The sequence below is a fragment of the Rhodococcus sp. SJ-2 genome (assembly GCF_053750035.1).
On sequence record NZ_CM132340.1, the window covers coordinates 4,123,239 to 4,144,770 of the forward strand.

The 21,532-nt window shown below is 64.5% G+C and carries 17 protein-coding genes; 14 read left to right on the plus strand and 3 right to left on the minus strand.

The features are described from left to right. Positions 1–27 precede the first annotated feature (27 nt). The 10 genes from ACSYG9_RS19350 (at position 28) to ACSYG9_RS19395 (ending at position 8,831) form a co-directional block, all read left to right on the plus strand. Positions 28–498: a hypothetical protein gene (locus ACSYG9_RS19350; RefSeq protein ID WP_440124041.1), complete on the plus strand. Its 471-nt coding sequence runs from the start codon at positions 28–30 to the stop codon at positions 496–498. Between the two features lie 42 nt (positions 499–540). Beyond that, positions 541–1,080, plus strand: coding sequence for a hypothetical protein (locus tag ACSYG9_RS19355; protein WP_454839605.1), 540 nt, complete (start codon positions 541–543; stop codon positions 1,078–1,080). Positions 1,081–1,157: 77 nt separating this feature from the next. After that, positions 1,158–1,964 carry a TauD/TfdA dioxygenase family protein gene (locus ACSYG9_RS19360; RefSeq protein WP_454839607.1) on the plus strand — a complete coding sequence of 269 codons (807 nt, stop codon included), beginning with the start codon at positions 1,158–1,160 and terminating at the stop codon, positions 1,962–1,964. Next, positions 1,961–2,665 (plus strand): SDR family NAD(P)-dependent oxidoreductase, encoded by a 705-nt coding sequence (locus tag ACSYG9_RS19365; protein WP_454843003.1) that lies wholly within the window; start codon positions 1,961–1,963, stop codon positions 2,663–2,665. Before ACSYG9_RS19360 ends, ACSYG9_RS19365 begins: the two co-directional genes overlap by 4 nt. A gap of 310 nt (positions 2,666–2,975) precedes the next feature. Next, positions 2,976–4,367, plus strand: a complete 1,392-nt coding sequence (locus ACSYG9_RS19370; protein ID WP_454839609.1) for an ABC transporter substrate-binding protein — start codon at positions 2,976–2,978, stop codon at positions 4,365–4,367. Further along, on the plus strand, positions 4,364–6,490 hold the full coding sequence (locus ACSYG9_RS19375; protein ID WP_454839611.1) for a branched-chain amino acid ABC transporter permease: 2,127 nt from the start codon (positions 4,364–4,366) through the stop codon (positions 6,488–6,490). Before ACSYG9_RS19370 ends, ACSYG9_RS19375 begins: the two co-directional genes overlap by 4 nt. After that, positions 6,468–7,181, plus strand: coding sequence for an ABC transporter ATP-binding protein (locus ACSYG9_RS19380; protein ID WP_454839613.1), 714 nt, complete (start codon positions 6,468–6,470; stop codon positions 7,179–7,181). Before ACSYG9_RS19375 ends, ACSYG9_RS19380 begins: the two co-directional genes overlap by 23 nt. Beyond that, the gene (locus tag ACSYG9_RS19385) at positions 7,178–7,882 is read left to right on the plus strand and encodes an ATP-binding cassette domain-containing protein (RefSeq protein WP_440124046.1); all 705 of its coding nucleotides are present in this window, start codon (positions 7,178–7,180) and stop codon (positions 7,880–7,882) included. The genes ACSYG9_RS19380 and ACSYG9_RS19385 overlap by 4 nt, the downstream gene beginning before the upstream one ends. Then, a complete protein-coding gene (locus ACSYG9_RS19390) occupies positions 7,879–8,232 on the plus strand; it encodes a hypothetical protein (RefSeq protein ID WP_440124047.1) in 354 nt (117 codons plus the stop codon). The genes ACSYG9_RS19385 and ACSYG9_RS19390 overlap by 4 nt, the downstream gene beginning before the upstream one ends. A 53-nt stretch (positions 8,233–8,285) precedes the next feature. Next, positions 8,286–8,831 carry a hypothetical protein gene (locus ACSYG9_RS19395; protein WP_440124048.1) on the plus strand — a complete coding sequence of 182 codons (546 nt, stop codon included), beginning with the start codon at positions 8,286–8,288 and terminating at the stop codon, positions 8,829–8,831. A 77-nt stretch (positions 8,832–8,908) separates the two neighbouring features. Here ACSYG9_RS19395 and ACSYG9_RS19400 read toward each other — a convergent pair whose 3' ends face one another. After that, positions 8,909–10,666, minus strand: coding sequence for a sulfite reductase subunit alpha (locus ACSYG9_RS19400; protein WP_454839615.1), 1,758 nt, complete (start codon positions 10,664–10,666; stop codon positions 8,909–8,911). Continuing rightward, on the minus strand, positions 10,663–16,146 hold the full coding sequence (locus ACSYG9_RS19405) for a glutamate synthase-related protein (RefSeq protein WP_454839617.1): 5,484 nt from the start codon (positions 16,144–16,146) through the stop codon (positions 10,663–10,665). The genes ACSYG9_RS19400 and ACSYG9_RS19405 overlap by 4 nt, the downstream gene beginning before the upstream one ends. Positions 16,147–16,482: 336 nt before the next feature. Here ACSYG9_RS19405 and ACSYG9_RS19410 point away from each other — a divergent pair, with 336 nt between their 5' ends. Beyond that, positions 16,483–17,907 (plus strand): aldehyde dehydrogenase family protein, encoded by a 1,425-nt coding sequence (locus ACSYG9_RS19410; RefSeq protein WP_440124051.1) that lies wholly within the window; start codon positions 16,483–16,485, stop codon positions 17,905–17,907. Positions 17,908–18,062: 155 nt separating this feature from the next. Then, complete coding sequence (locus ACSYG9_RS19415; protein ID WP_454839619.1) at positions 18,063–18,551, plus strand: hypothetical protein; 489 nt, start codon at positions 18,063–18,065, stop codon at positions 18,549–18,551. A gap of 81 nt (positions 18,552–18,632) precedes the next feature. On the opposite strand, the gene ACSYG9_RS19420 is transcribed toward ACSYG9_RS19415, so the two are convergent. Then, complete coding sequence (locus ACSYG9_RS19420) at positions 18,633–18,932, minus strand: chorismate mutase (RefSeq protein ID WP_169689805.1); 300 nt, start codon at positions 18,930–18,932, stop codon at positions 18,633–18,635. Positions 18,933–19,245: 313 nt separating this feature from the next. Here ACSYG9_RS19420 and ACSYG9_RS19425 point away from each other — a divergent pair, with 313 nt between their 5' ends. Together ACSYG9_RS19425 and ACSYG9_RS19430 are read left to right on the plus strand one after the other, a co-directional pair. Next, complete coding sequence (locus tag ACSYG9_RS19425) at positions 19,246–20,136, plus strand: hypothetical protein (protein ID WP_440124054.1); 891 nt, start codon at positions 19,246–19,248, stop codon at positions 20,134–20,136. A 159-nt stretch (positions 20,137–20,295) separates the two neighbouring features. Beyond that, on the plus strand, positions 20,296–21,480 hold the full coding sequence (locus ACSYG9_RS19430) for a thiolase family protein (protein ID WP_454839620.1): 1,185 nt from the start codon (positions 20,296–20,298) through the stop codon (positions 21,478–21,480). Positions 21,481–21,532 lie beyond the last annotated feature (52 nt).

A 21,532-nucleotide genomic window follows, 5' to 3' on the forward strand; every position in this document is an offset into this window, starting at 1 on the left:
CACCACACCGTCCCGAGGAGCAATCACATGGAACTGCGCGAAATCGCCGACGTCGCTGACGACTACACCGGACGAGCACGCACTGTGCTCGCATACAGCCTGCTCATGAAGTCTCTCGTGGATCTCGCCAAAGAGCCGGGCTTCTCGAAGGAAAGCTGGGCGCCCCTCGCCGAGCTCGTCGCCACGGACGGGTTCGTGCGGGTCGGGAACTTCAAGGAGGTGATGAACTGGTCCGAATACGTCGAGTTTCTCACCGGCTGGGCCGGCTCGTCGCAGTGGGCAGGATCCTTCAGACGCATCACCGAAACACCGGACGTCGTCTTCCTCGAGCTCGAGGAACGTAGCAGCGTGGGTGATTTCTCCAGCGTGGTCAATTCAGTATCGATTTACGAATTCGACGACGCCGGGAAGATCTCCCATATCGACGTCTACCTCCAGATGGCGCTTTCCGAGAGCGCCATGCTCGGCAGCTACGAAGACGTTCAGATCTCCGAATAACGTTCTATTTCAATCGGAAAACACTCACTCGAAAGGCTGTAGATGTCTCCAGAAGAGCGTATGAACCAGCACCGGCGACTGGCCGAGAGCTACCGGAACGCATACCTGCGCGAGGGCGTGAAGGACGGCGAAGAGTACACCGACGAACACGGCGAGAGTGCGTGGAAATTCGCAGAGGACGCGATCTACACCTCGCCGTACTTCACGGGTGACGAGGTCATCCTGATCAGCGAAGCGCTCGCTGATACCGGCCGGGCTGCGACGATGGAGGCCAAAGCCTATTCCCTCGTCTTCCCCGATTGGAAACCCACGAGCTTCAAGTACTGGCCTGCCGACAACGGAGTCGTCTGGAAGACCCGGTGGCAGGGAACGACTGCCGACGGAACGTCGATGGGCTTCTTCTCCTACAGCTTCCTCGAAACGAACGACAACGCCGAGATCACACGCTGGGAAACCCACGTCAACGACGAGTACAGCCCGTTTCTCGAAGTGGCAATCGGTGTGAGGGGCCCGTTCCATGGGAACGCCGAGTACCTCGAGGCGCTCGAACGCTGTCTCGACAAAGCTGGCGTGACCGTCTGATTCGAACTCCCTGCCCGGGGCGGTGCAGCGCCGCCGTCCCGGGCCTGCCTCACCCTGTGTGAAAGGAATGCTCCGACATGGAGTCTGTAGCAATCACCCCGTTGTTCGGTACGGAATTCCGGGGAGTGGACACTCTCGACGACGACATCGTCGCGGCCCGCATCGGCGAGGCCCTGAAGTGGCGGGGTGTCGTACTCATCCGCGGACTGCATCTCGACGATGACGCACAGATCGCCTTCAGCCGGCGACTCGGCGATCTGGTGGAACCGGTGCGAAACGAGAAGATCATGACGGTCTCGCTCGACCCGGACAAGACTGCGGCGGCACAGTACCTCAAGGGGACCTTCAGCTGGCACATCGACGACACCACGAACAAGGTCCCGGCGAAAGCCACCACGCTGACGGCGCGGCAGGTTGCCGAAGTCGGAGGCAGAACCGAGTTTGCCAGTACGTACGCAGCGTACGAGAACATGTCCGAGCACGAGAAGAAGAGATACGAGGGGCTGCGGGTCGTCCACAGTTTCGAGGCCGCACAGCGCACCGTGTATCCGGAGCCCACCGACGAGCAGGTCGCGTTGTGGCGGATGCTGCCTCAGAACGAATCGTCGCTGATCTGGGACCGTCGTGACGGGCGACGTTCGCTGGTGGTGGGTGCGACCGCGGATCATGTCATCGGGATGGATCCGGAGCGAAGTCGCAGGCTGCTCGACGAGGTACTGGCGTGGAGCACGCAGGAACAATTCTCCTACCTGCATGAATGGGAGGTCGGAGATTTCGTCCTGTGGGACAACACCGGGATCCTGCATCGTGCGGAATCGTACGATCCCACATCCGGGCGCTTGATGCAGCGGACGACCATCGTGGGGGATGAGCCATGGACGTGAGGACTGCTGTGGTCACCGGCGGCGGATCGGGGATCGGGAAGGCTGTCGCCGCCCGGTTGCGCAAGGACGGGCATCAGGTGGCCGTGTTCGATATCGCGCCGTCGGGAGGGGAACTCGAATACCTTGTCGATGTGACCGACCGTGGTCAGATCGACACGGCGCTGGCCGAGGTCCGTGAGCGACTGGGGCCTGTGACGATTCTGGTCAACGGTGCCGGAGTCGAGGTCTACAAGCGGTTCGTCAATCTCACCTGGGAGACGTGGTCGCGGGCAATCGACGTCAACCTGCACAGTGTCTTCCACTGCACGCAGTCGGTATTGCCGGACATGATCGATGCCGGCTGGGGGCGCATCGTCAACATCTCTTCGTCGAGTACCCACTCGGGGCAGCCGTTCATGTCGTCCTATGTTGCGGCGAAGTCGGGAGTCAACGGGCTCACGAAGTCACTTGCACTCGAGTACGGCCCACGAGGAATCACCGTCAATGCCGTACCGCCGGGATTCGTGAACACTCCGATGTTGCGACGCGCAGAGGGGAAAGGCTTGCTCGGTGGCACCATCGAGGAACACATCGAGCGAACCCCGGTGCGGAGGGCGGGCCGCCCCGAGGACATCGCGGCTGCCTGTTCGTTCCTGATCTCCGAGGAGGCCGGTTACATCACCGGGCAGATTCTCGGCGTCAATGGCGGGCGCAACACCTGATCGGCGCTCGGGGGTGCCACCGAAAACATACCGGGAGGGAAAGTTTATCCACGGCGAAATAACGTATTTCAAGAATGAGAATTGCGTTATTGACATACGAGTATGTGAGTTGCACCATATGTGAGTCGATCGCAGACCGGATGCGCTCGACGTGGTCGGGGGGACTACGGGGCAGAGGGGTCGAAACGGCAGCATTTCTGAGCAACGCGCGGCGGGTGGCATCGATTCGTTCTGTCGATGGGGCACTCTCCCTGAGATTTTCCGGGCGTGGGGATAGCCCGAATCATCGACACGGCCGGCGACGGCCCGGATGAAGGACTCGAACTTGAAATTACACAAGGTGGTCGTGGCGTTCGCGGCTCTCGCTGTACTCGCGACCGGATGTGGTGGCAGGGAAGGCGCAGAGGAGATCGACTCGGGCTCAGGCCAGTCGGACTCGGCAGCCACAGCGAACTTCGGCGACCTGACCGAGATATGCGGCCCGGGCGATGCGTCCGCAGCCTCGTCCCAAGGCGTGACAGCCGATTCGATCGAGGTCGGAGTGTTCTCCGACATCGGATTCACCAAGAACTCCGAATTCGTCGACACCGCAAAGGTGTTCACCTCGTGGTGCAACGAGGCCGGTGGAATCAACGGTCGTGAGCTGGTCGCCAATACGCGCGACTCGAAACTCATGGAGCCACGCCAGCGGATGATCGAAGCGTGTCGTGACGACTTCGCCCTGGTCGGGGGAGGCGCAGCGTTGGACGGACTCGGCGTCGAGACGCGACTCGAGTGCCTGCTGCCGAGTTTTCCCGCCCAGTCCGTGCAGGAGAAGTCTGCCGGCGCCGACCTCGAGGTCGCGGCATCACCTTCGAAGATTCCCGGTTACGACAACTACGCCGGTATTCGTACCTGGCTGATGGACGAGGCATACCCGGAATCCAAGGGCGCCATCGGCATGCTGAACGGCGACGCTGCGGTCTCCAAACTGATCGGTGACATCAACCGGGAGACACTCGTCGATCTCGGTGCCACCATCGTCTACGACGAACTGTTCCCGCTCTCGGGCGTGACCGACTGGACGCCGTACGCTCAGGCAATCAAGTCCAGCGGTGTCCGCGGCCTCGTCTTCCTCGGCGCGTTCGACTCGCTCTCCAAGCTCGAAGAGTCCCTCACCAACATGGACTACAAGCTCGACTGGATCGACGCCAACAACAACGCGTACAACGACCAGTTCATCCAGTTGTTGGGCAGATCTGCCGACTACCAGAACAACGTCGTCGACCTCAGCGGTGTCGCCCCACTCGAGAGCGATGAACCTGCGGTCGAAGAACTGAAGGCGCTGTTCGACGAATATGCGCCCGGAAGCCAGATCACACTTCCCGCGATGCGCGCGTGGTCGTCGTGGCTGCTCTTCGCGAAAGCGGCCACGGCCTGTGGCGACGACCTGACACGAAAGTGCCTCTACGAGAACGCCCGTGAAGAAACCGCGTGGACCGGCGGAGGACTTCATGTCGCCAACGATCTGGCGGAACCGCTCCCACCGCAGCCTTGCTTCAACGTCGAGCGTGCGACGTCCGATGGATGGGAGCCTGCAGATTTCGGACCCGACAACGGTCTCTATCGATGCGACATCCCGGCGCGTGAGCTCTCCGACGGGACATCGACTCCGCCGTTGTCCCTCGCCGATGTCGGCAAGAGCATGAACGACCTCGAATGATGGACCAGTTCATCGCTTTCGGGATAGTCGGACTGTCGACGGCCGCGATCTACGCGATCATCAGCAGCGGATTGGTGGTCACCTACGCCACCACCGGTGTCTTCAACTTCGCGCACGGCGCGACCGGAATGATGGCGGCGTTCGCCTACTGGCAGCTCAGCGTCGGCTGGGATTGGCCCGTATGGCTTGCGCTGCTCGTCATTCTGGTGGTGCTGGCCCCGTTGTTCGGGATACTCGTCGAACTGCTGATGCGGCCGGTCCAGGGACTCGGTGACGCCGAGAAACTCGTGATGACGATTGCGCTGCTGAGCGGACTCATCGCGCTTGCCCGGTGGATCTGGGACCCGATGGAACCGCGGTCACTGCCGAGCTTCTTCGCCGACCGGGCACCGTTCCACATCGGTTCGGCTACGGTCAGCTGGCATCAGGCAATCACGATGGTGATTGCCATAGCGGTGGCGCTCGCCCTCCGCGTTCTGTTGTTCAACACCCGCACCGGCGTCGAGATGCGGGCCACCGTCGACGACCGTGCACTCGTCGGTCTGACCGGAGCGAATCCGGTGCGGGCCAACAGGGTCGCCTGGGTGGTAGGCACCATGCTCGCCGCTCTCGGTGGGGTACTGATCGCCTCGATGGTGTCGCTGGACGCAATGCAACTGTCGCTGTTGATCGTCAGTGCATATGCGGCCGCGATCTTCGGCAGATTGACGAGCCTGCCCATGACGTTCGTCGGCGCGATCGTCGTCGGATGTATGGAGGCCTATCTTGCCGGCTACCTGCCGCAGAACGAGTATCTGCCGGGTCTTCGACTCGCAGCGCCCGCGATCCTGCTGTTGATCGCACTGCTCATCTTCCCGCACCGGAAACTGCGCGGGCGCGAACGCAATCTCACCCAGGTTCCGGTTCCCTCCGTGCGGGGCACGATCGTCTTCGCTGTGGTCATCGTCGTCTTCGGTCTTATGCTTGCCACGGTGCTCGGTGAAGGAGACCTGATCACCTACGGTCAGATCTTCGCGTTCGGTGTGATCGCCGTATCGATGGTGCCCCTCATCGGCTATGCCGGGCAGATCTCGCTTGCCCAACTGGGAATTGCGGGAATCGGGGCCGTCGTGTGCGCCAACTTCGGCGCCGAAGGTCAATGGTGGGCGATACCCTTGGCGATGCTGGTTGCCGCCGTGATCGGTGCACTCGTGGCGCTGCCCGCGCTTCGGCTGTCCGGTGTGTATCTGGCGCTGGGGACCGGCGCAATCGCCGTGGTACTCGACCGGTGGATCTTCCCGATGGCGTCACTCGAGATCTTCGGCAGAGACTTCGCCTTCTTCAATATGGGATCCGCGAACCTGGTCGGACCCAGCCTGTTCGGATTCCATCTCGACAGCACAGCAGAGCTGACGGTGTTCGCGGCAGTATGCCTGGCACTGGTGACCGCCTTCGTTGCAGCTGTTCGACGGGGAAAACTGGGGCGCCGACTGATTGCGTTGCGCGACAGCGAAACCGCGTACGCGACCTTCGGTGGAAGCCTGCTTCTGATGAAGACATCGGTGTTCGCGATCTCGGCTGCGATCGCGGGTCTCGGCGGGGCGCTGTACGGGATGCAACTGCAAGCGGTGGCACCCGAACAGTTCAACTTCGTGGCGGGTCTCGGCATCTTCCTGATCGCGGTGGTGGGTGGTCTCGGTGTCGTCGGCAACGGCCTGTTCACCGGCGCGATGATTGCCGGACCGATGAACGCACTGGTCGCACTGATACCCGCGACACAGAATTTCGTTCAGACCCTCCCGGCACTGGCCGGACTCGCATACGGATCCGGCTCGGTCGACGACGGTGTCGTGCCCTCCCTGCGGGAACGATTCGACAGTGCATTGCGCAACCCGCTCGCGATGGGTTTGCTCGCGGTGGTCGTCGTTGCGCTGTGGATGCTGCGGCTCGCAGACCTGATCAACGGGTACGTGCTCGTCCTCGGCATCGCGATCGGAGCAGCGGCCGCGTTCGGGTGGGGTGCGAGTCGAGTCCCCCGGACGGGTTCGGAGCGGGAGATACCCGTCGAGTGGTGGGGACTGCAACGCCCGTGGGACGAGAACGACGAGGAGGTGCTCGATCGTGCCATCGCAACTCGAGGTTGAGAACGTCACGGTGGCATTCGGGGGACGCAGAGCTCTCGACGGTGTGGGCCTGCGGGCCGAGCCCGGGCATGTCACCGGACTGATAGGCCCCAACGGAGCGGGAAAAAGCACGCTGTTCGATGTGATTTCAGGGCTGCGCAAGCCTGTGAACGGCAGTGTTGCTCTCGGCGGCCGCGAGATCACCAGGCTCGGGCCTGCCCGTCGCGCACGGCTGGGGATGTCCCGGACCTTCCAACGACTCGAACTGTTCGGGCGGCTCAGTGTCCGAGACAACCTCCTCGTTGCAGCCGAGATGGGTCCCGACCGGAAGATGGCGTCCACGGTCGTCGACGGACTACTCGACCGTCTCGATCTGCGCAGTATCGCCGGTACGACCGCGGATGCGCTGTCCACCGGCATGGGACGTCTCGTCGAGGTGGGACGGGCCCTGGCAGCGAAGCCCAGCGTTCTTCTCCTCGACGAACCAGCCGCCGGCCAGGACCGGGAAGAAACCGAACGCTTCTCTGCACTGCTGCGCACGGTCGCCGACGACGGCGTAGCGGTGCTCCTGGTCGAACACGATATGGAACTGGTGATGGAGGTGTGCGACACCGTCCACGTGCTCGACCTCGGAAAGATCATCAGCGTCGGCACACCCGACGAGGTTCGTAGCGACGAACGAGTCATCACCGCGTACCTGGGAGCGACATGAACCCCATTCTCGAACTGCGCGACGTCTCCGCCGCCTACGGGAAGATCACTGTGCTGCGCAGCGTGAACGTGAACGTGATGCCAGGGCAGATCGTGGCGCTGCTCGGCCCCAACGGTGCGGGCAAGACCACGACCCTGCGCGTGGCGTGTGGCGCCCATCCCGTCAGTTCGGGCCAGTTGCTGCTCGGTGGCCGGGACATGACAGGTGTCTCGCCGCGCGAACTCGCCCGGATCGGCGTTTGCCTGATTCCCGAGGGGCGCGGAGTCTTTCCCAACCTCACCGTCCGCGAGAACCTCGTGATGATGACGTTCACGGGCCGCTCGATCGAGGAGATCGAGGAGGTTGCCTACACGCGATTCCCGATCCTCGGGAAGCGCGTATCCCAGACGGCGGGAACGATGTCCGGCGGCGAACAGCAGATGCTCGCGCTGGCACGCGGGCTGGCCACCGATCCGGCAGTACTCATGCTCGATGAACTGTCGATGGGGCTGGCGCCGCGGATCGTGGCCGAACTGTACGAGCACGTCGCCGAGGCCGCGCGGCAGGGGGTCGCGGTCTTGGTGGTCGAACAGTTCGCCACGGCGGTGCTGCATACCGCCGACCACGCCGCGGTGCTCGTCCGTGGCGAAATTCAGATCGAAGGTCCACCGGACGAACTCGGCGACGAGCTCGCGTCCCTCTACCTAGGAAGTGCATCATGACCGCCACGGAAACACGTGCCGACAAGTTCGCACGCGAGCTGACCGAACTGAAGATCCCCGATCCCGCTGCCGGCCGGTCCGGGCTGTGGTTGAAACTCGGTGTCGCGCTGATGATTCTCGGTCCGGTACTGACGATCGTGGCATACCTCATGTCGCACAACACCTCCGACGCGCTCGTTCAGCGCGACGCCATCATCATCGCGTTGCTCGGTATCGGCGTCGGCGTCGTGGGATCCGCGGTCTTCCTGAGGTATTCGATCACAGGATTCCTGAGGTTCTGGCTGGCTCGCCAGTCGTACGAATTCGCCCGGCTCAGTGAGCGACTTCCTGCGGACCCCGCCGCACCGTGACTCACCTGCACCATCCACGTGGACGAGGGTCCACTCTTCGAAAGGAACACCTAGTGCGCACACTTTCCATCCGCCGGGCATTGGCGGTTGCCGGAATCGCCGCTGTTGCCTTCGCCGGAGTTGCCGCGTGCAGCAGCGATGATTCGTCGGATGGCACCGACGACACCACGGTTGCCACCGCGACGACCGAGGCCGAGGAGACCACCGACGCCGAGGAGACCACGGGAGCCGCTGGGGCAGCTGCCGACGCGGAGACGACCCAGGCCGTCACCGATGCCTGGGTCGCATTCTTCGACGGAACGACACCGCCGGAGACACGCGCGGGCCTCGTCGAGAACGGTGACGAGTTCCTCCCCGCGCTGCAGGGGATGGCAGCAGATCCGCAGGCCACCGCGACCACCGCAACGGTCGAAGGTGTCGCGAGCGCGGGGGACGACGCCGCGACGGTCTCCTGGACTCTGTTGATGAACGGCGCACCTGTCCTACCCGACCAGTCCGGTGAGGCGCTTCTCGAAGACGGTCAGTGGAAGGTGTCCGCCGTGACGTTCTGCACGCTGCTCGCCATCCAGGGCGACGGCAGCGCAGTGCCCGGCTGCTGATCTGCCGAGGCGAAATGGCCGAATGTCACCTTCGTGCACTTCGAGTGGATGAAGGTGACATTCGGCCATGATGCGTGTCAGTAGACGTCGCGTACGTATCGCTTCTCGCGCTTGAGTGCAGTGATGTACTCGGCAGCCTGTTCTGCACTCATGCTGCCGTGTTCGGCAACGACCTCGTGGAGTGCGACGTCGACATCCTTCGCCATCCGCGATGCGTCACCGCAGATGTAGAAGTGGCCGCCCTCCTCGAGCCACGTGAACAGTTCGGCGCCGTGCTCCTTCATCCGGGTCTGGACGTAGATCTTCCGGGCCTGATCGCGGGAGAATGCCAGGTCGAGGCGGGTGAGCAGCCCGGACGCGACGAAATCCGCGAGTTCGTCCTCGTAGATGTAGTCGCAGCTGCGCCTTTGGTCACCGAACAGCAGCCAGTTCTTCCCTGTCGCACCGCGGGCACGGCGTTCCTGCAGGAATCCGCGGAACGGGGCGATGCCGGTACCAGGCCCGACCATGATCATCGGTGCGGTGTCGTCGGACGGAACACGGAACGACTTGTTCTTCGTCACGAAGATCCCGACCGGTTTCTCGCCGGCGCGGTCGGACAGGAACGTCGAGCACACGCCGCGACGTTCACGCTCGTCGGTGCCGTATCGCACGGCAGCGACCGTCAGGTGTACCGATCCGTCGGCGCTGTGGGGACTCGACGAGATCGAATAGGCGCGGTGCTGCAGCGGTTTGAGGACCGAGAGAAGCTCTTCCGATGAGAAAGCAGGAGCGGGTTTCAGTGACAGAACATCGAGAATATCTCGGCCCCAGAGCCATTCGTCGAGCGCCGCCTTGTCGCCGTGGCGAAGCACGTAGGTGAGTTCCTCGTTGCCCGTGCGTTCTTCGACCGCTTCGAGGAGATCGACGTTCGGCGCTGTGATCTCGTACCGGTACATCAGAAGATGCTCGAGGCTCTCGTCGTGACCTTCGGGGATCGTCGCACCATCGAGCCCGAGCGCGTCGACCAACGATTGCACGAGTCCGGCGTCGTTGACCGGAACCACATTCAGTGCGTCGCCTGCCTCGTACTCGATCCCGGAGTCGGCAAGTGCGAACTCGAAGTGCCGGATCTCTTTCGCGGAGCCTTCACCCGTGAGCAAACGGTTGACGGTGAGTGTGGCCGGAAAAGGATTCTTCCGCGTCCACTGTGCCTTCGCTCGTGCCGGTGCGGGCTCTGCCGAAGCAGTGGCGCCCCCGTCACCGTTGATGCCTTCGACGGCCGCGACGAGGGGCAGAGTCTCGGCGATCCAGACTGCGGCAACGTCCTCGAACTCGACGTCGCAGTCGACTCGCGGCACGATGCGCGTGGCTCCGAGTTGCTCCAGCCGCATGTCGATCAGCTTGCCTGCCTGGCAGAACCCGTCGTACCCGGTGTCGCCCAGAGCGAATACCGCGAAGTCCATACCGTCGAGTCGCGGCGCGGATTCGGCCGACAGCGAATCCCAGAACAGTTCGGCGTTGTCGGGCATCTCGCCTTCGCCGTAGGTGGACGTGACGATCAGGACTCGGCGAAGCTCCGCGAACGCGACGATGTCGACGTCGTCGAGAGCAGAGACGACGGGCACGAACCCGTGCGTGCGGGCCGTGGCAGCGGCATCGTCGGCAACGGATTCGGCATTGCCGGTCTGTGACCCGTACAGCACGTGCAGGGCGGGGGCCGAGCCGGTGATCCCGGCGTCGTCGGCGGGACCACCGGAGAACAGTCGGGTCTGCATGCCCGCGAGGAAGCCGGCCAGCCACGAGCGCTGGTCGGTGGTGAAGGGTGCGTCCGCGGGAATGAATGGCGCGGTCATGCGGGAACTCCGAGGGTCGGGGCGACGAGACCGGGCACCGCGTGGCGGGCGAACAGTTCCTCGTAGCCGGGCAGATCACCGGCGATGTTCAGATTCTTGCGGCTCTGCCACAGGATCCACCCGTAGGTGCCCGGCGCATCGACCGACCGGACGTTGCGCAGTGCGAGCGCCTGCTTGTAGTCGGCGAGACGCTTGTCGGCGACGAGTGCGGCCAGCTGTAGATCGGTATGGCCCGAGATTGCCTCCAGCGCATAGCGTTCGAGCTTGCTGATGAGGAAGAAGTCCTCGGTGAGCAGCAAGTTTCGTGCAGCTTTCCGGACCGCGGGGTCGTCGGCTCCGGCTGCGCCCGGCACCTTCTGCAGTGCCATCGCCTGCGCGGCGGCAAGCACCGTGTAGTTGTTGAGCAGCGCGTACATCGCTTCGGTATCGGTGCCATCCGGTGTCACACCACCCACGACGGGATCTCCGGAGCGGTAGCTCTGTTTGAACTTGCGCACTTGGTGCGCGACGAGTGCTGCCGCGACCTCGCCCGCGAGTTCCTTGCGGGTCGAGGCGGAGAGGATCTCGTCGAAGTCCTGGTACTGCAGTAGCGCCCGGGGCATACCGTATGCAAAGTGCTGCTGCTCGACCTGCCAGTTGTCGATCAGGAACCTGGCCTTCTCGGACCCGGTGGCCTCGACGTGCATGTGCAGAAGCCGCAGCACGGTCGTATTGTGGATCGCGGCCTGTGGGTCGTCGCCGGTGATCGCGCCGAGCACGATCGAATCGGCGCTGGCCTTGCCATCGAGCAGGCCTTCAGGGTCGTACTGGTAGACGAACCCGCCCGACATGCCATTGCCGACGCCCTTGCCGAACCCGCCGATGTTGAGCACAGCACCGTTGGTCATGTACTCACAGGCGAAGTCGCCGACACCTTCGACGACGGCGGTCGCCCCGGAGTTGCGGACAGCGAAGCGGTCACCGGCCTCGCCTTGGACGAACAAGCGACCGCCGGTGGCTCCGAACAGCGCGAAATTGCCGATCAGTACATTGCCCCCGCGGTCGTTCGTGCCGCCTCCGGGCGAGGAGATCGCGATCTGCCCACCGCACTGGCCCTTGCCGACACCATCGTTGGCAGTGCCGGTGTGGCGGAGCACCATGCCGTCGTTGCAGAACGCCCCGAACGACAGGCCCGCAGAGCCGGTGGTGGTGATCGTGACGGTGCCGTCGCGCAGCCATCGGCGTCCACGCTCGTCGGTGAGCGCAGACGGCACGTCGCCGAACTGTTCGTGGTTGAGCAGACGCTCGATGTCGATCGCGAGTTGCGCGCCGACGCTCTTGTTGTTGTTGGTCAGGCGAACGCCGTTGCCGAGCGCCACCGTGAGCGCGTTGTGTTCGAGCGCACCGCTGACGGCGGCGATCCACTCGTCGTCGAGCGAGTAGTCCTTCTCCAGGTACACCGGGTTGTCGATGTGGACCTCGGGCACCACTGCGAGCATGGCGCGCAGGTCCAGTTCACCGACGCTCGACGGGTGATCGAGCAGGTGCAGCAGATCGGAGCGGCCGCGCGCGTCGCGGAGCGACGGCAGACCCAAACGCGCGAGCAACTCTCGGGTCTCGTGCGCGATGTTGAGCAGGTACTGCGCCATCGCCCGAGGATCGCCGTTGAACATCTCGGGATTGGTGGTCAGGCCCGCGGGACATTTGACGTTGCAGTTCTTCGCCATGACGCACCCGAGCATCATCAGCGCGGTGGTGCCGAACTCGAAGCTGTCGGCTCCGAGCAACGCGGAGGTCAGGACGTCGGAGGCGGTCTGGTGGGCGCCGGAGCACCGCAGGATCACCTTGTCGCGCAATCCGTTCGCGCACAGTGCCTGGTGTACCTCGGCGACACCGATCTCGGCGGATCGGCCGGCATACTTGAGTGAGGTCACCGAGGCCGCACCCGTGCCACCGGTGTTACCGGCTACGTTGATGACGTCGGCGCCGGCCTTGGCGACACCGACGGCAATGGTGCCGATGCCTTCGGAGGACACGAGCTTGACGATCACCCGGACGCGGGCCGCTTTGGCATCGTGGATGAGCTGAGCGAGGTCTTCGATCGAGTAGGTGTCGTGGTGCGGGGGAGGCGAGACCAGCTCGACGCCCGGGGTCGCGCCGCGCGCCGCGGCGATCTCGACAGTCACCTTCTTCGCGGGAAGCTGACCGCCCTCGCCCGGCTTGGCGCCCTGCGCGATCTTGATCTCGATCTCTTCGAGCATCGGATCGGCCAGGTACCCGGCCCATACTCCGAAACGGCCCGAGGCGAACTGCTTGATCCGCGAGCCGCGGATGGTCCCGTAGCGGGAAATATGTTCGCCGCCCTCACCACAGTTCGACATGCCGCCGACCATGTTGGTGCCGTGTGCGACTGCTTCGTGAGCGTTCGAGTTGAGAGCGCCATGGCTCATTGCGCCGGACGCGAGGGTGCGGGTGATCTCGTGGGCCGGCTGGATCCGGTCGAGCCGCAGGCTCTGCGGCGCCTGCCGGATCTGCCCGAGGTAGTCGGCGGCCTGCCCGAGTGCCTGCACGGTGAGTGTGTCTCCGTAGCAGCGGTATTCGATGATCGTGTCGCCGAACCGTGCGACGAGCGACTGCGCGAGAGCTTCGGGGCGGGTGTGGTCGTCGGAGAGCGGTCCGGTCAGGCGCAGCACGAACTCGTTGTCGCCGACGCGGGACGCGGAAAGCCCGCGCACGAGCATCGAGTTGTTGCCGTACCGCGCGAAGCGACCCATCTCGCGCTGGAAGTCGTCGGCGCCGGTGATATAGGTGATGTCGGCGGGGAGTGTGAGCACGTCGCGCAATGCGGCGGGGCGGTGCATGCGTTCGTCGGCGATCGTGCGTGCGAAGGCGCGGTAACCGGGGGTGATGTCGAATGCGTCGATCTCGGCGGGAGTGAGCGCGCGGAACCCGCCGTAGCGGTAGGCGTCGTCGTCGAGGCCGTGTGCGTCGGACAGACGGTGCAGCGGTAGCAGGCGCAGTGCATCGGTCAGATCGGCTTCACCTGCCTGCTCGACCGGCAAGGTGACCGCTTCCTCGGTCATGTCGACGAATCCGCGCACCGCGGTGGTGCCGAACGAGTGACCGGCGCCGTCGGCGCGCTCTTTGAACAGTCCGAGGAGTGGCACGTCGGTCTCGCCCTGCACACCGAGGGCGTGCCGGTGCCAGTCGGCGGCGGCTTGTGCGATGGTGTCGAATCCCACGCCGCCGACCGGGGTCCTGACGTTCGGGAACCACCGGCTCAGCACCTCGTCGTCGGTGTCGAGGTAGCTCGGCTCGAAGAACTCGCCGCCGATGTACGACTCGACGGTGCACAGCCCCATGCGACCCATCGTCTTCATGAGCGACTTCTCTGCGGCTTTGCGGAACTTCAGGAACGCTGCGTCGGCATCGTCGCTGAACTTCTCTTCGGCACGCATCTGCACTGTCAGCGGGTAGACGGAAGCGGCACCGAAGCCGAGGGTCGCGGCGATATGGTGCGACGAGAACAGCTGACCGGACTCGACGATCACGGATACCCGAAGACGCACACCGTCGTCGATGAGTCGCTGGTTCACGGCCGCGATCGTGAGGATCATCGGCAGCGGCGTACGGTCGGCCGACACGTGACGGTCGGTCAGGACCGCGATACCGCCTGTAATGCGCGCGAACTCGGTGATACGGTCGGCGACACCGTCGATGGCGGCGGCGAGCGCTTCCGAGTTCGCTTCGGTGTCGTCGAACACCGGGGAGTACAGCATCTCGAAGCGCTGCACCGGTGTCTCGGACTGCTCGCGGATCCGGAGCATGTCGAGGTGAGTGAGGATCGGGGTGGGCACCACGATCTGGGCTGCCGACGGCGCGCCGCTACCGGGGCGTGCGCCGAGTGCGACCCGCAGCGTCATCCCGTCGGCTTCGCGGATGGAATCGAGCGACGGGTTGGTGACCTGGGCGAATCGCTGGGAGAAGTATTTGGCGACACCACCCTCCTGGTCGGACAGGGCATTGATCGCGTTGCCGTAGCCCATCGCCGAGATCCGTTCCTGACCCGCCGCGAGCATGGGGTCGAGCATGAACCGGAACGATTCCTGGTTGAGTGAGTAGGACACGTAGCGCTGGTGGCGTTCGAGGTTGCCGTTGTAGCGCAGCGGTGAACCGGCCTTCTCGGCCGGGACCTCCGGCAGTGCATCGAGGTTGCGGCGGGCTTCGTCGACCAGTGCCGCATAATCCCGCTGGGAAGAAAGGATTTCGAGTGCCTCGTCGGTTCCGTACGACCGGCCGGTGCGGTGGTCGAAGTACAGCATGCCGCCGGCTTCGATACGACCGCGACGAGTGACCGTTTCGGGTTCGAAGTCGAACTGCCCTGCTTCGGAGGTGACTGCGAGGTAGTCGTCGGTTTCGACGGTCCGTAAGGGGCGCAGGCCGAGCCGATCGAGTCGCGCGCCCACGACGGTCCCGTTGCCGAAGATGAGTGCGGCGGGCCCGTCGTTCTTCTCCTCGTATAGCGAGAAGAACTCGAGCATTGCGCGGACCTGCGGCGACACGGTCGTATCGTTCTCCCACGCGGGCGGCACCATCTGCACGACAGCGGTGACGAGATCCAGGTCGCCGGATGCGATGCGTGCCGCAAGCGTCTGGTCGAAGCGGCAGCTGTCTGATTGCCCGGGCGGGCGGATGATGTCGCGTCCGGCGGCTCGCGCCTGGGCACCTTCGAACAGGCGGTTCTTCCGGTCGGTGTTGAGTTCACCGTTGTGGGCCATCAGCCGGAACGGCTGCGCCATCGTCGGATGCGGGTCGGTATTTGTCGAGAAGCGGGTATGGAAGAACAGGGTGTGCACCGCATGTCGTGGGTCGACGAGGTCGCGGAAGTAGGGGATGACTTCGTGAGAGTTCAAGCGTCCCTTGAGTACCTGTGTTCGCGCGCTCAGCGACAGCGGATAGAGGCCTGCCGATTCGGGATCGATGTAGGCGCGCGATTCGATTGCAAGCAGGACCTCGTGCAGCATCGAATCGAATTCTTCTGCCGACGAGCAGCTCTCGGGTCGGCGGAAGATCCACTGCTGGATCGGCAGCTGGTGTGCTGCGGCCGCCGGACGAAGCACCGAGTGGTCTACCGGAACATCACGGATGGTGAGGACATCGATGCCGGCGGCGGTGAGTGCGCCGGTGATCAAGGCCTCCGCGTCGCGGGCGGATCCGCCGACGGGCATGAAGAAATTGCCGACACCGAATTCATTCGCGCGCAAGGGATGTCCGGTGACAGCCGAGAAGAGATCGACGGACAGATCGACGTTGACGCCTGCGCCGTCGCCGACACCCTCGGCCGACATGCCGCCGCGGTGGGGAACCACGCACAGCGCTTCGTGGGCGCGGACGAGAATCTCGTGGGTCTGGACACCGTCCTTGCGGGTGATGAATCCAACTCCACAGCTGCTCTTGTCGAGCGCGCGGTCGTATAATCCGGTGTCGGCGTCATGCGTCAACGGGCCAGCCTCCTCGGCGATTCGAAGTCGACCGACGGCGGCGGCGGAGGGCGCGTGTGTATACGCACGGAAAGCGCCAAGGGTAGACCGGTGCCTGCGACGGTGACCAAAGATCAGGAAACAGACGTCTTTGTCCGAATGCGCCGAGCGTTGCGACGGTGGAGCGCGCGAGCAGCGTTGTCGAGTGTAGCGCACAGGTTACGGCCGTGGGTCCGCGTCGTGCGTCACAGGCAGGGTGGCATCCACGTGAGTGCCGCAGGTCACAGAGGTCGGATACGCTGCGATCGTCGTCCGATCCGTACGTGCAGGTATCGAAGAAGAGCAGGGGTGTTGCAGATGAGTGGAGTTCTCGACCGGACCAAGATCTACATCGGTGGGCAATGGGTCGAATCCGACGGCGCCGGACACATCGAGGTCGTCGATCCCACCACCGAAGAGGTCATCGCGAAGGTTGCGGAAGGAGTGGCCTCCGACGTCGACCGTGCGGTGGCAGCTGCCCGCGGGGCATTCCCGGCATGGTCGTCGTTGAGCGGGACTGCGCGCGCGGCCTACCTGGAGAAGATCTCGTCCCTCGCCAACGAGCGTGTCGATGCACTGACCGCGACCGTGTCTCAGGATATGGGGATGCCGCTGAGTCTGGCGAAGCCGGTGCAGATCGGCATGCCGCTCAAGAACATCGCCGCATATGCCGCATTGGCAGGCACCTACGATTTCGACGACCAGGAGATCGGCAACGCCCTCGTGGTGCGTGAACCGATCGGGGTCGTCGGTGCGATCACCCCATGGAACTACCCGCTACATCAGGTGGTCCTCAAGGTATTCGCGGCGCTGGCAGCCGGATGCACTGTGGTCCTCAAGCCCACCGAAGTGGCGCCGCTGATCACCTACGCGCTTGCGGACATCGTCGACGAAGCGGGCTTGCCCCCGGGCGTATTCAACGTCGTCAGCGGCTACGGCCCTGTCGTGGGAGAGGCCATCGCCGCGCATCCCGACGTCGACATGGTGTCGTTCACCGGGTCGACGCGCGCGGGTAAGCGGGTCGCGGTGGTTGCCGCCGAGACCGTGAAGAAGGTGGCGCTCGAACTCGGCGGTAAATCGGCGAACCTCATTCTCGACGATGCCGACCTCGCCGCCGCTGTCACCGAGGGCGTAGGCAAGTGCTTCCTCAACTCCGGACAGACCTGCACGGCGCTCACTCGGATGCTCGTGCCCGCTGATCGACTGCCCGAGGCTGCCGCGATCGCCGCCGAGGTGGCGAAGGCCTACACCGTCGGGATCCCGTCCGAGCCCGATTCGAAGCTCGGACCGCTCGTGAGCGGTACGCAACAGAAACGGGTGCTGTCCTACATCGACAAGGGTGTGGCAGAGGGCGCCGAACTGACCCTCGACGGGCGCGAGCACGGCTTCTCCACGGGCTACTTCGTCGGTCCCACGGTCTTCAGCAATGTCACCGAGGACATGACCATCGCCAAGGAAGAAATCTTCGGACCGGTGTTGTCGATCATGGGTTACAAGGACGACGACGACGCTGTGCGCATCGCCAACAACAGTGAGTACGGACTGTCGGGTGGTGTGTGGTCGGGAGACCCTGCGCGTGCCGAGTCCGTTGCACGCCGCATCCGCACAGGCCAGGTCTACATCAACGGCGGCGCGTTCAACACCGACGCTCCGTTCGGCGGGTACAAGCAGTCGGGCATCGGCCGTGAGGCCGGCGTCTTCGGGCTGGAGGAGTTCCTGGAGATCAAGACCATCCTGCGCTGATCGGCACCGCGTGCCGTGCACCGCGACACGCCGATTCCGACGGTGTGTGACGTTCGACACGTTTCGGACGATAGTCGAAGTGGGCGACGAATCGCAGCTCGAAACATGTGATCGATCGCGGCGCACAGTACAACGGCACAGGAAGAAGCGCGGCTATGTATTGGTCGGCGAATGCAGGTGACGGAGTCGGCGGGTTCGGCCACGGCGGCGTTCCGGACGGGAACTCGCCGCCCAGTCGTCGTGGTGCCGAACCGCCACTGCGCAGTGTCCTCGAGGCCCGGCTTCCGGATCTTGCGCCTTGCGCACGACTCCTGGCAGGCAGTCATGACGTGGACACCGCACTGCTCGATCGGGCGGTCGCTCGTGCCGCGGCGACATGGCGTGAGCCTGTGGGGCCCGAATTGTGCGCCTACGTCCTGTACTGGTTCGGGTATCTGCTGCAGGCGAAGCGGCCTCACTGCGGTCCGCCTCATCCGGATCTCGGTGTCGACGACACGGTGCTGTTCGGAGCGCTGTCCCCGCTCGAGCAGGTCACGATAGTGCTGAGCGCATATGACGGACTTCCCCCCGCGCGTGTTGCGGCGCTGGCCGGCCGGGCGCTCGCCGAGTTCGAACTGGACGAGTCTCGGGCGGTCGTCGGATAGTCGTGGTCGGCCGATGGGACGCGCATCTACGCACGAGGCCCCCGCACCATCGGTGCGGGGGCCTCGCTCGGGAGAGTGTGGTCAGGACCGGCGCGTACGTCCCAGGCGAAGCAGGGTCATGGCGAGGGTCTTGCCGTCGTTGCCGAGTTCGGCGAACCGGTCGAGCACGCTCATCTCGTTGGACTGTGCTTCGCGGGTCTCGCCCGATTCTTTCGCTGCGGCGCCGATCTGCTGGGACAATTCGGAGCGCCGCTTGACCGCCTCGAGGATATGGGCGTCGAGGTCGCGGATCTGGTCGAAAAGGCTCCCCAGGTCCGTATCGTTGGCCGACGATGCTGCTTCGGCGCGCTCGATGCCAGGCGAATCAAGCTGGATGGTCATGCAGATTCCTCCGGTCTCGTCTGAATCGTCACAGATTGTGTCGTGTTCGTCGGCGAGGGTGTTACTCATCTGTACATGAAAATTCTCCGGCTCTGCAGCCACGACCGAATCAACCCCCCTCAAAGGCACTGTGAACAGGATAAATACGCCATCTGACCGGTGAGTATGGTAATCGTCACACTGGCGTGTGCAAAGACTTTGTGCTGAGCACCTGACGGGGTACTCGTCGGTGGGGTCGGGTGCGGTAGCGTCGGGCCGCGACCGGCATTCACCGGAGGCGTCGGGGCCTCCGGTGCTCCGGAAGGGAGTACCTATGCAACGGCCGATTCTTCGGAACGGGCAGGGCTCGGGGGAACGTCAGGAGTACGCGAACGGCCTGGTGCGTCCGGGTGAGTGGGGGCGGCCGCGGTGGAATGTCCGGGCCGCGATCTCGATCGTGGTGGCAGCCGTGGTCAGTGTCCTCGCCTTCGTCGGTGGACTGTCGTCCGCGGGCTCCGGCTTCGGGCCCGAGTCCAGATTCTTCCTGATCCTTTCCGCGCTGATGCTGCTCACTGCGGCCTTCGGATGTGTGCTCTGGTGGCCGAGGCGCGGTGCCCCGGGGGTGCGGACTCTACGCCGGGGTGGTCTCGGCGCGGGGACCGAAGTGCGCTCACGGATGTCGGTCTTCGTTGCTCTCGTTTCGATGGTGGGCTGCGCGGCAGCGCTCGCCGTGGGGGCCGCCGTCGAGGTGTTCCTGTTCAACAACGGCATCCCTTGGGTGAGTCTGGTCCTGGCGTTGCTGGGCGTGCCGTGCGTGGCCTTCGTGATCGAGGTGGCGCTCGGTCGCCTGGCGGTGGGGGCGCTCGTGCTCAGCGCCGACGGCATTCGTCAGCGCGGATGGTCGTTCGAGTCGTATCTGCCGTGGATGTCGGTGGCCGGCGTACAGGCACTGGATTTCGGATACCCGGAAACGTGGGTCGAGGGAACGACGACCGCGGCGTGGGCACGTCGCCGCACCAGTGCGCTGTTCCGGCTGGACAGGTTCCCGGAGACGCCGCGCATAGAGATCGACTCGCGGCGCTACGCGGTCGACGCGGTGCTGCTTCACAGGATGCTCGAGTTCTACACGTGTCACCCTGCCGCGCGGAGCGAACTCGGTACCCCGCGGGCGGTCGAGAGGTTCCGGCGAGCCGACCTTCGCGTCCCTGACCGGCCCGGCGAATGAAAGTGGGATTCTCTGGAATCGAGAGCGACACTTCCATATAGTCGGGGTTGAGAGTAGATTGCGTAATGGAGTCTGCGGCACCGAGTGCCGTAGCCTGCGTTCGGGGTGTGCAGCACGGCAGCCCAACACGAGAGTGTTCGACCAGATTGGATTTCAGATATGACCACTCCGGACCCGATCGTCATCGTCGACGGCGCACGTACCCCAGTGGGAAGCTTCGGCGGCGCGTTCAAAGATGTCCCCGCCCACGAACTCGGCGCGGTTGCCGTCCGAGCAGCGCTCGAGCGTTCCGGTGTGGCAGGCAGCGACATCGACGAAGTGGTCATGGGCTGCATCGGGCAGGTCGGTGGCGACGCATACAACGCGCGCCGAGTCGCCCTCGCGGCGGACCTGCCGATCTCGACCCCCGCATTCACCGTCAACCGCCTGTGCGGTTCCGGACTGCAGGCCATCTGGTCGGCTGCACAGCAGATGCACTGGGGCGGCGCCGACATCACCGTCGCAGGTGGCGACGAGAACATGTCGCGGATGCCGTTCTACGATTTCGGCGCCCGCAGCGGTTACAAGCTCGGCAACCGCGAGCTCGTCGACGGCACCACCGGTATGCTCACCGACCCGTTCAGCGGCAAGCACATGGGTGTCACGGCCGAGAACGTAGCCCGCGAATACAACGTCACCCGCGAGCAACAGGACGAGTTCGCCCTCGAATCGCAGCGACGCGCAGACAGTGCCGCGGCCAAGGCCGCCTTCGCCGAAGAGGTCACCCCTGTCGAGGTCGGTGGACGCAAGCCGGTCACCGTGACCACCGACGAGCATCCCAAGCCGGAGACCACCCTCGAAGGGCTCGGTAAGTTGCGGTCGGCGTTCATCAAGGACGGCACGGTGACCGCAGGCAACGCGTCGGGCATCAACGACGGTGCCGCCGCCGTGGTGCTGGCAAAACAGTCGGTAGCGCAGGAACGTGGCCTCACAGGCTCCGTGGTGATCGATTCGGTCGCCGTCGCAGCGATGGATCCGTCCCTGATGGGCTACGCCCCCACACACGCGCTTGCGAAGCTGTTCGAGCAGACCGGCACGACTCCGTCCGACATCGACACGATCGAACTGAACGAGGCCTTCGCCTCGCAGGCGATCGCCGTGATCCGCGATGCGAAGCTCGACCCCGCCAAGACCAATCCGTACGGCGGAGCAATCGCGCTCGGCCACCCGGTCGGCGCCACCGGCGCAATCCTGACCGTCCGTGCCGCCAAGGACCTGGTCCGCCGCGACCTCGAACTGGGCATCGTCACGATGTGCATCGGCGGTGGCCAGGCCCTCGCCGCATTGCTGCGTCGGGTCGGCTGACAAACCCGTAGAGCGGATAGACCCTGAGGCCGGGGTCGGGGCCGGTCGCCCC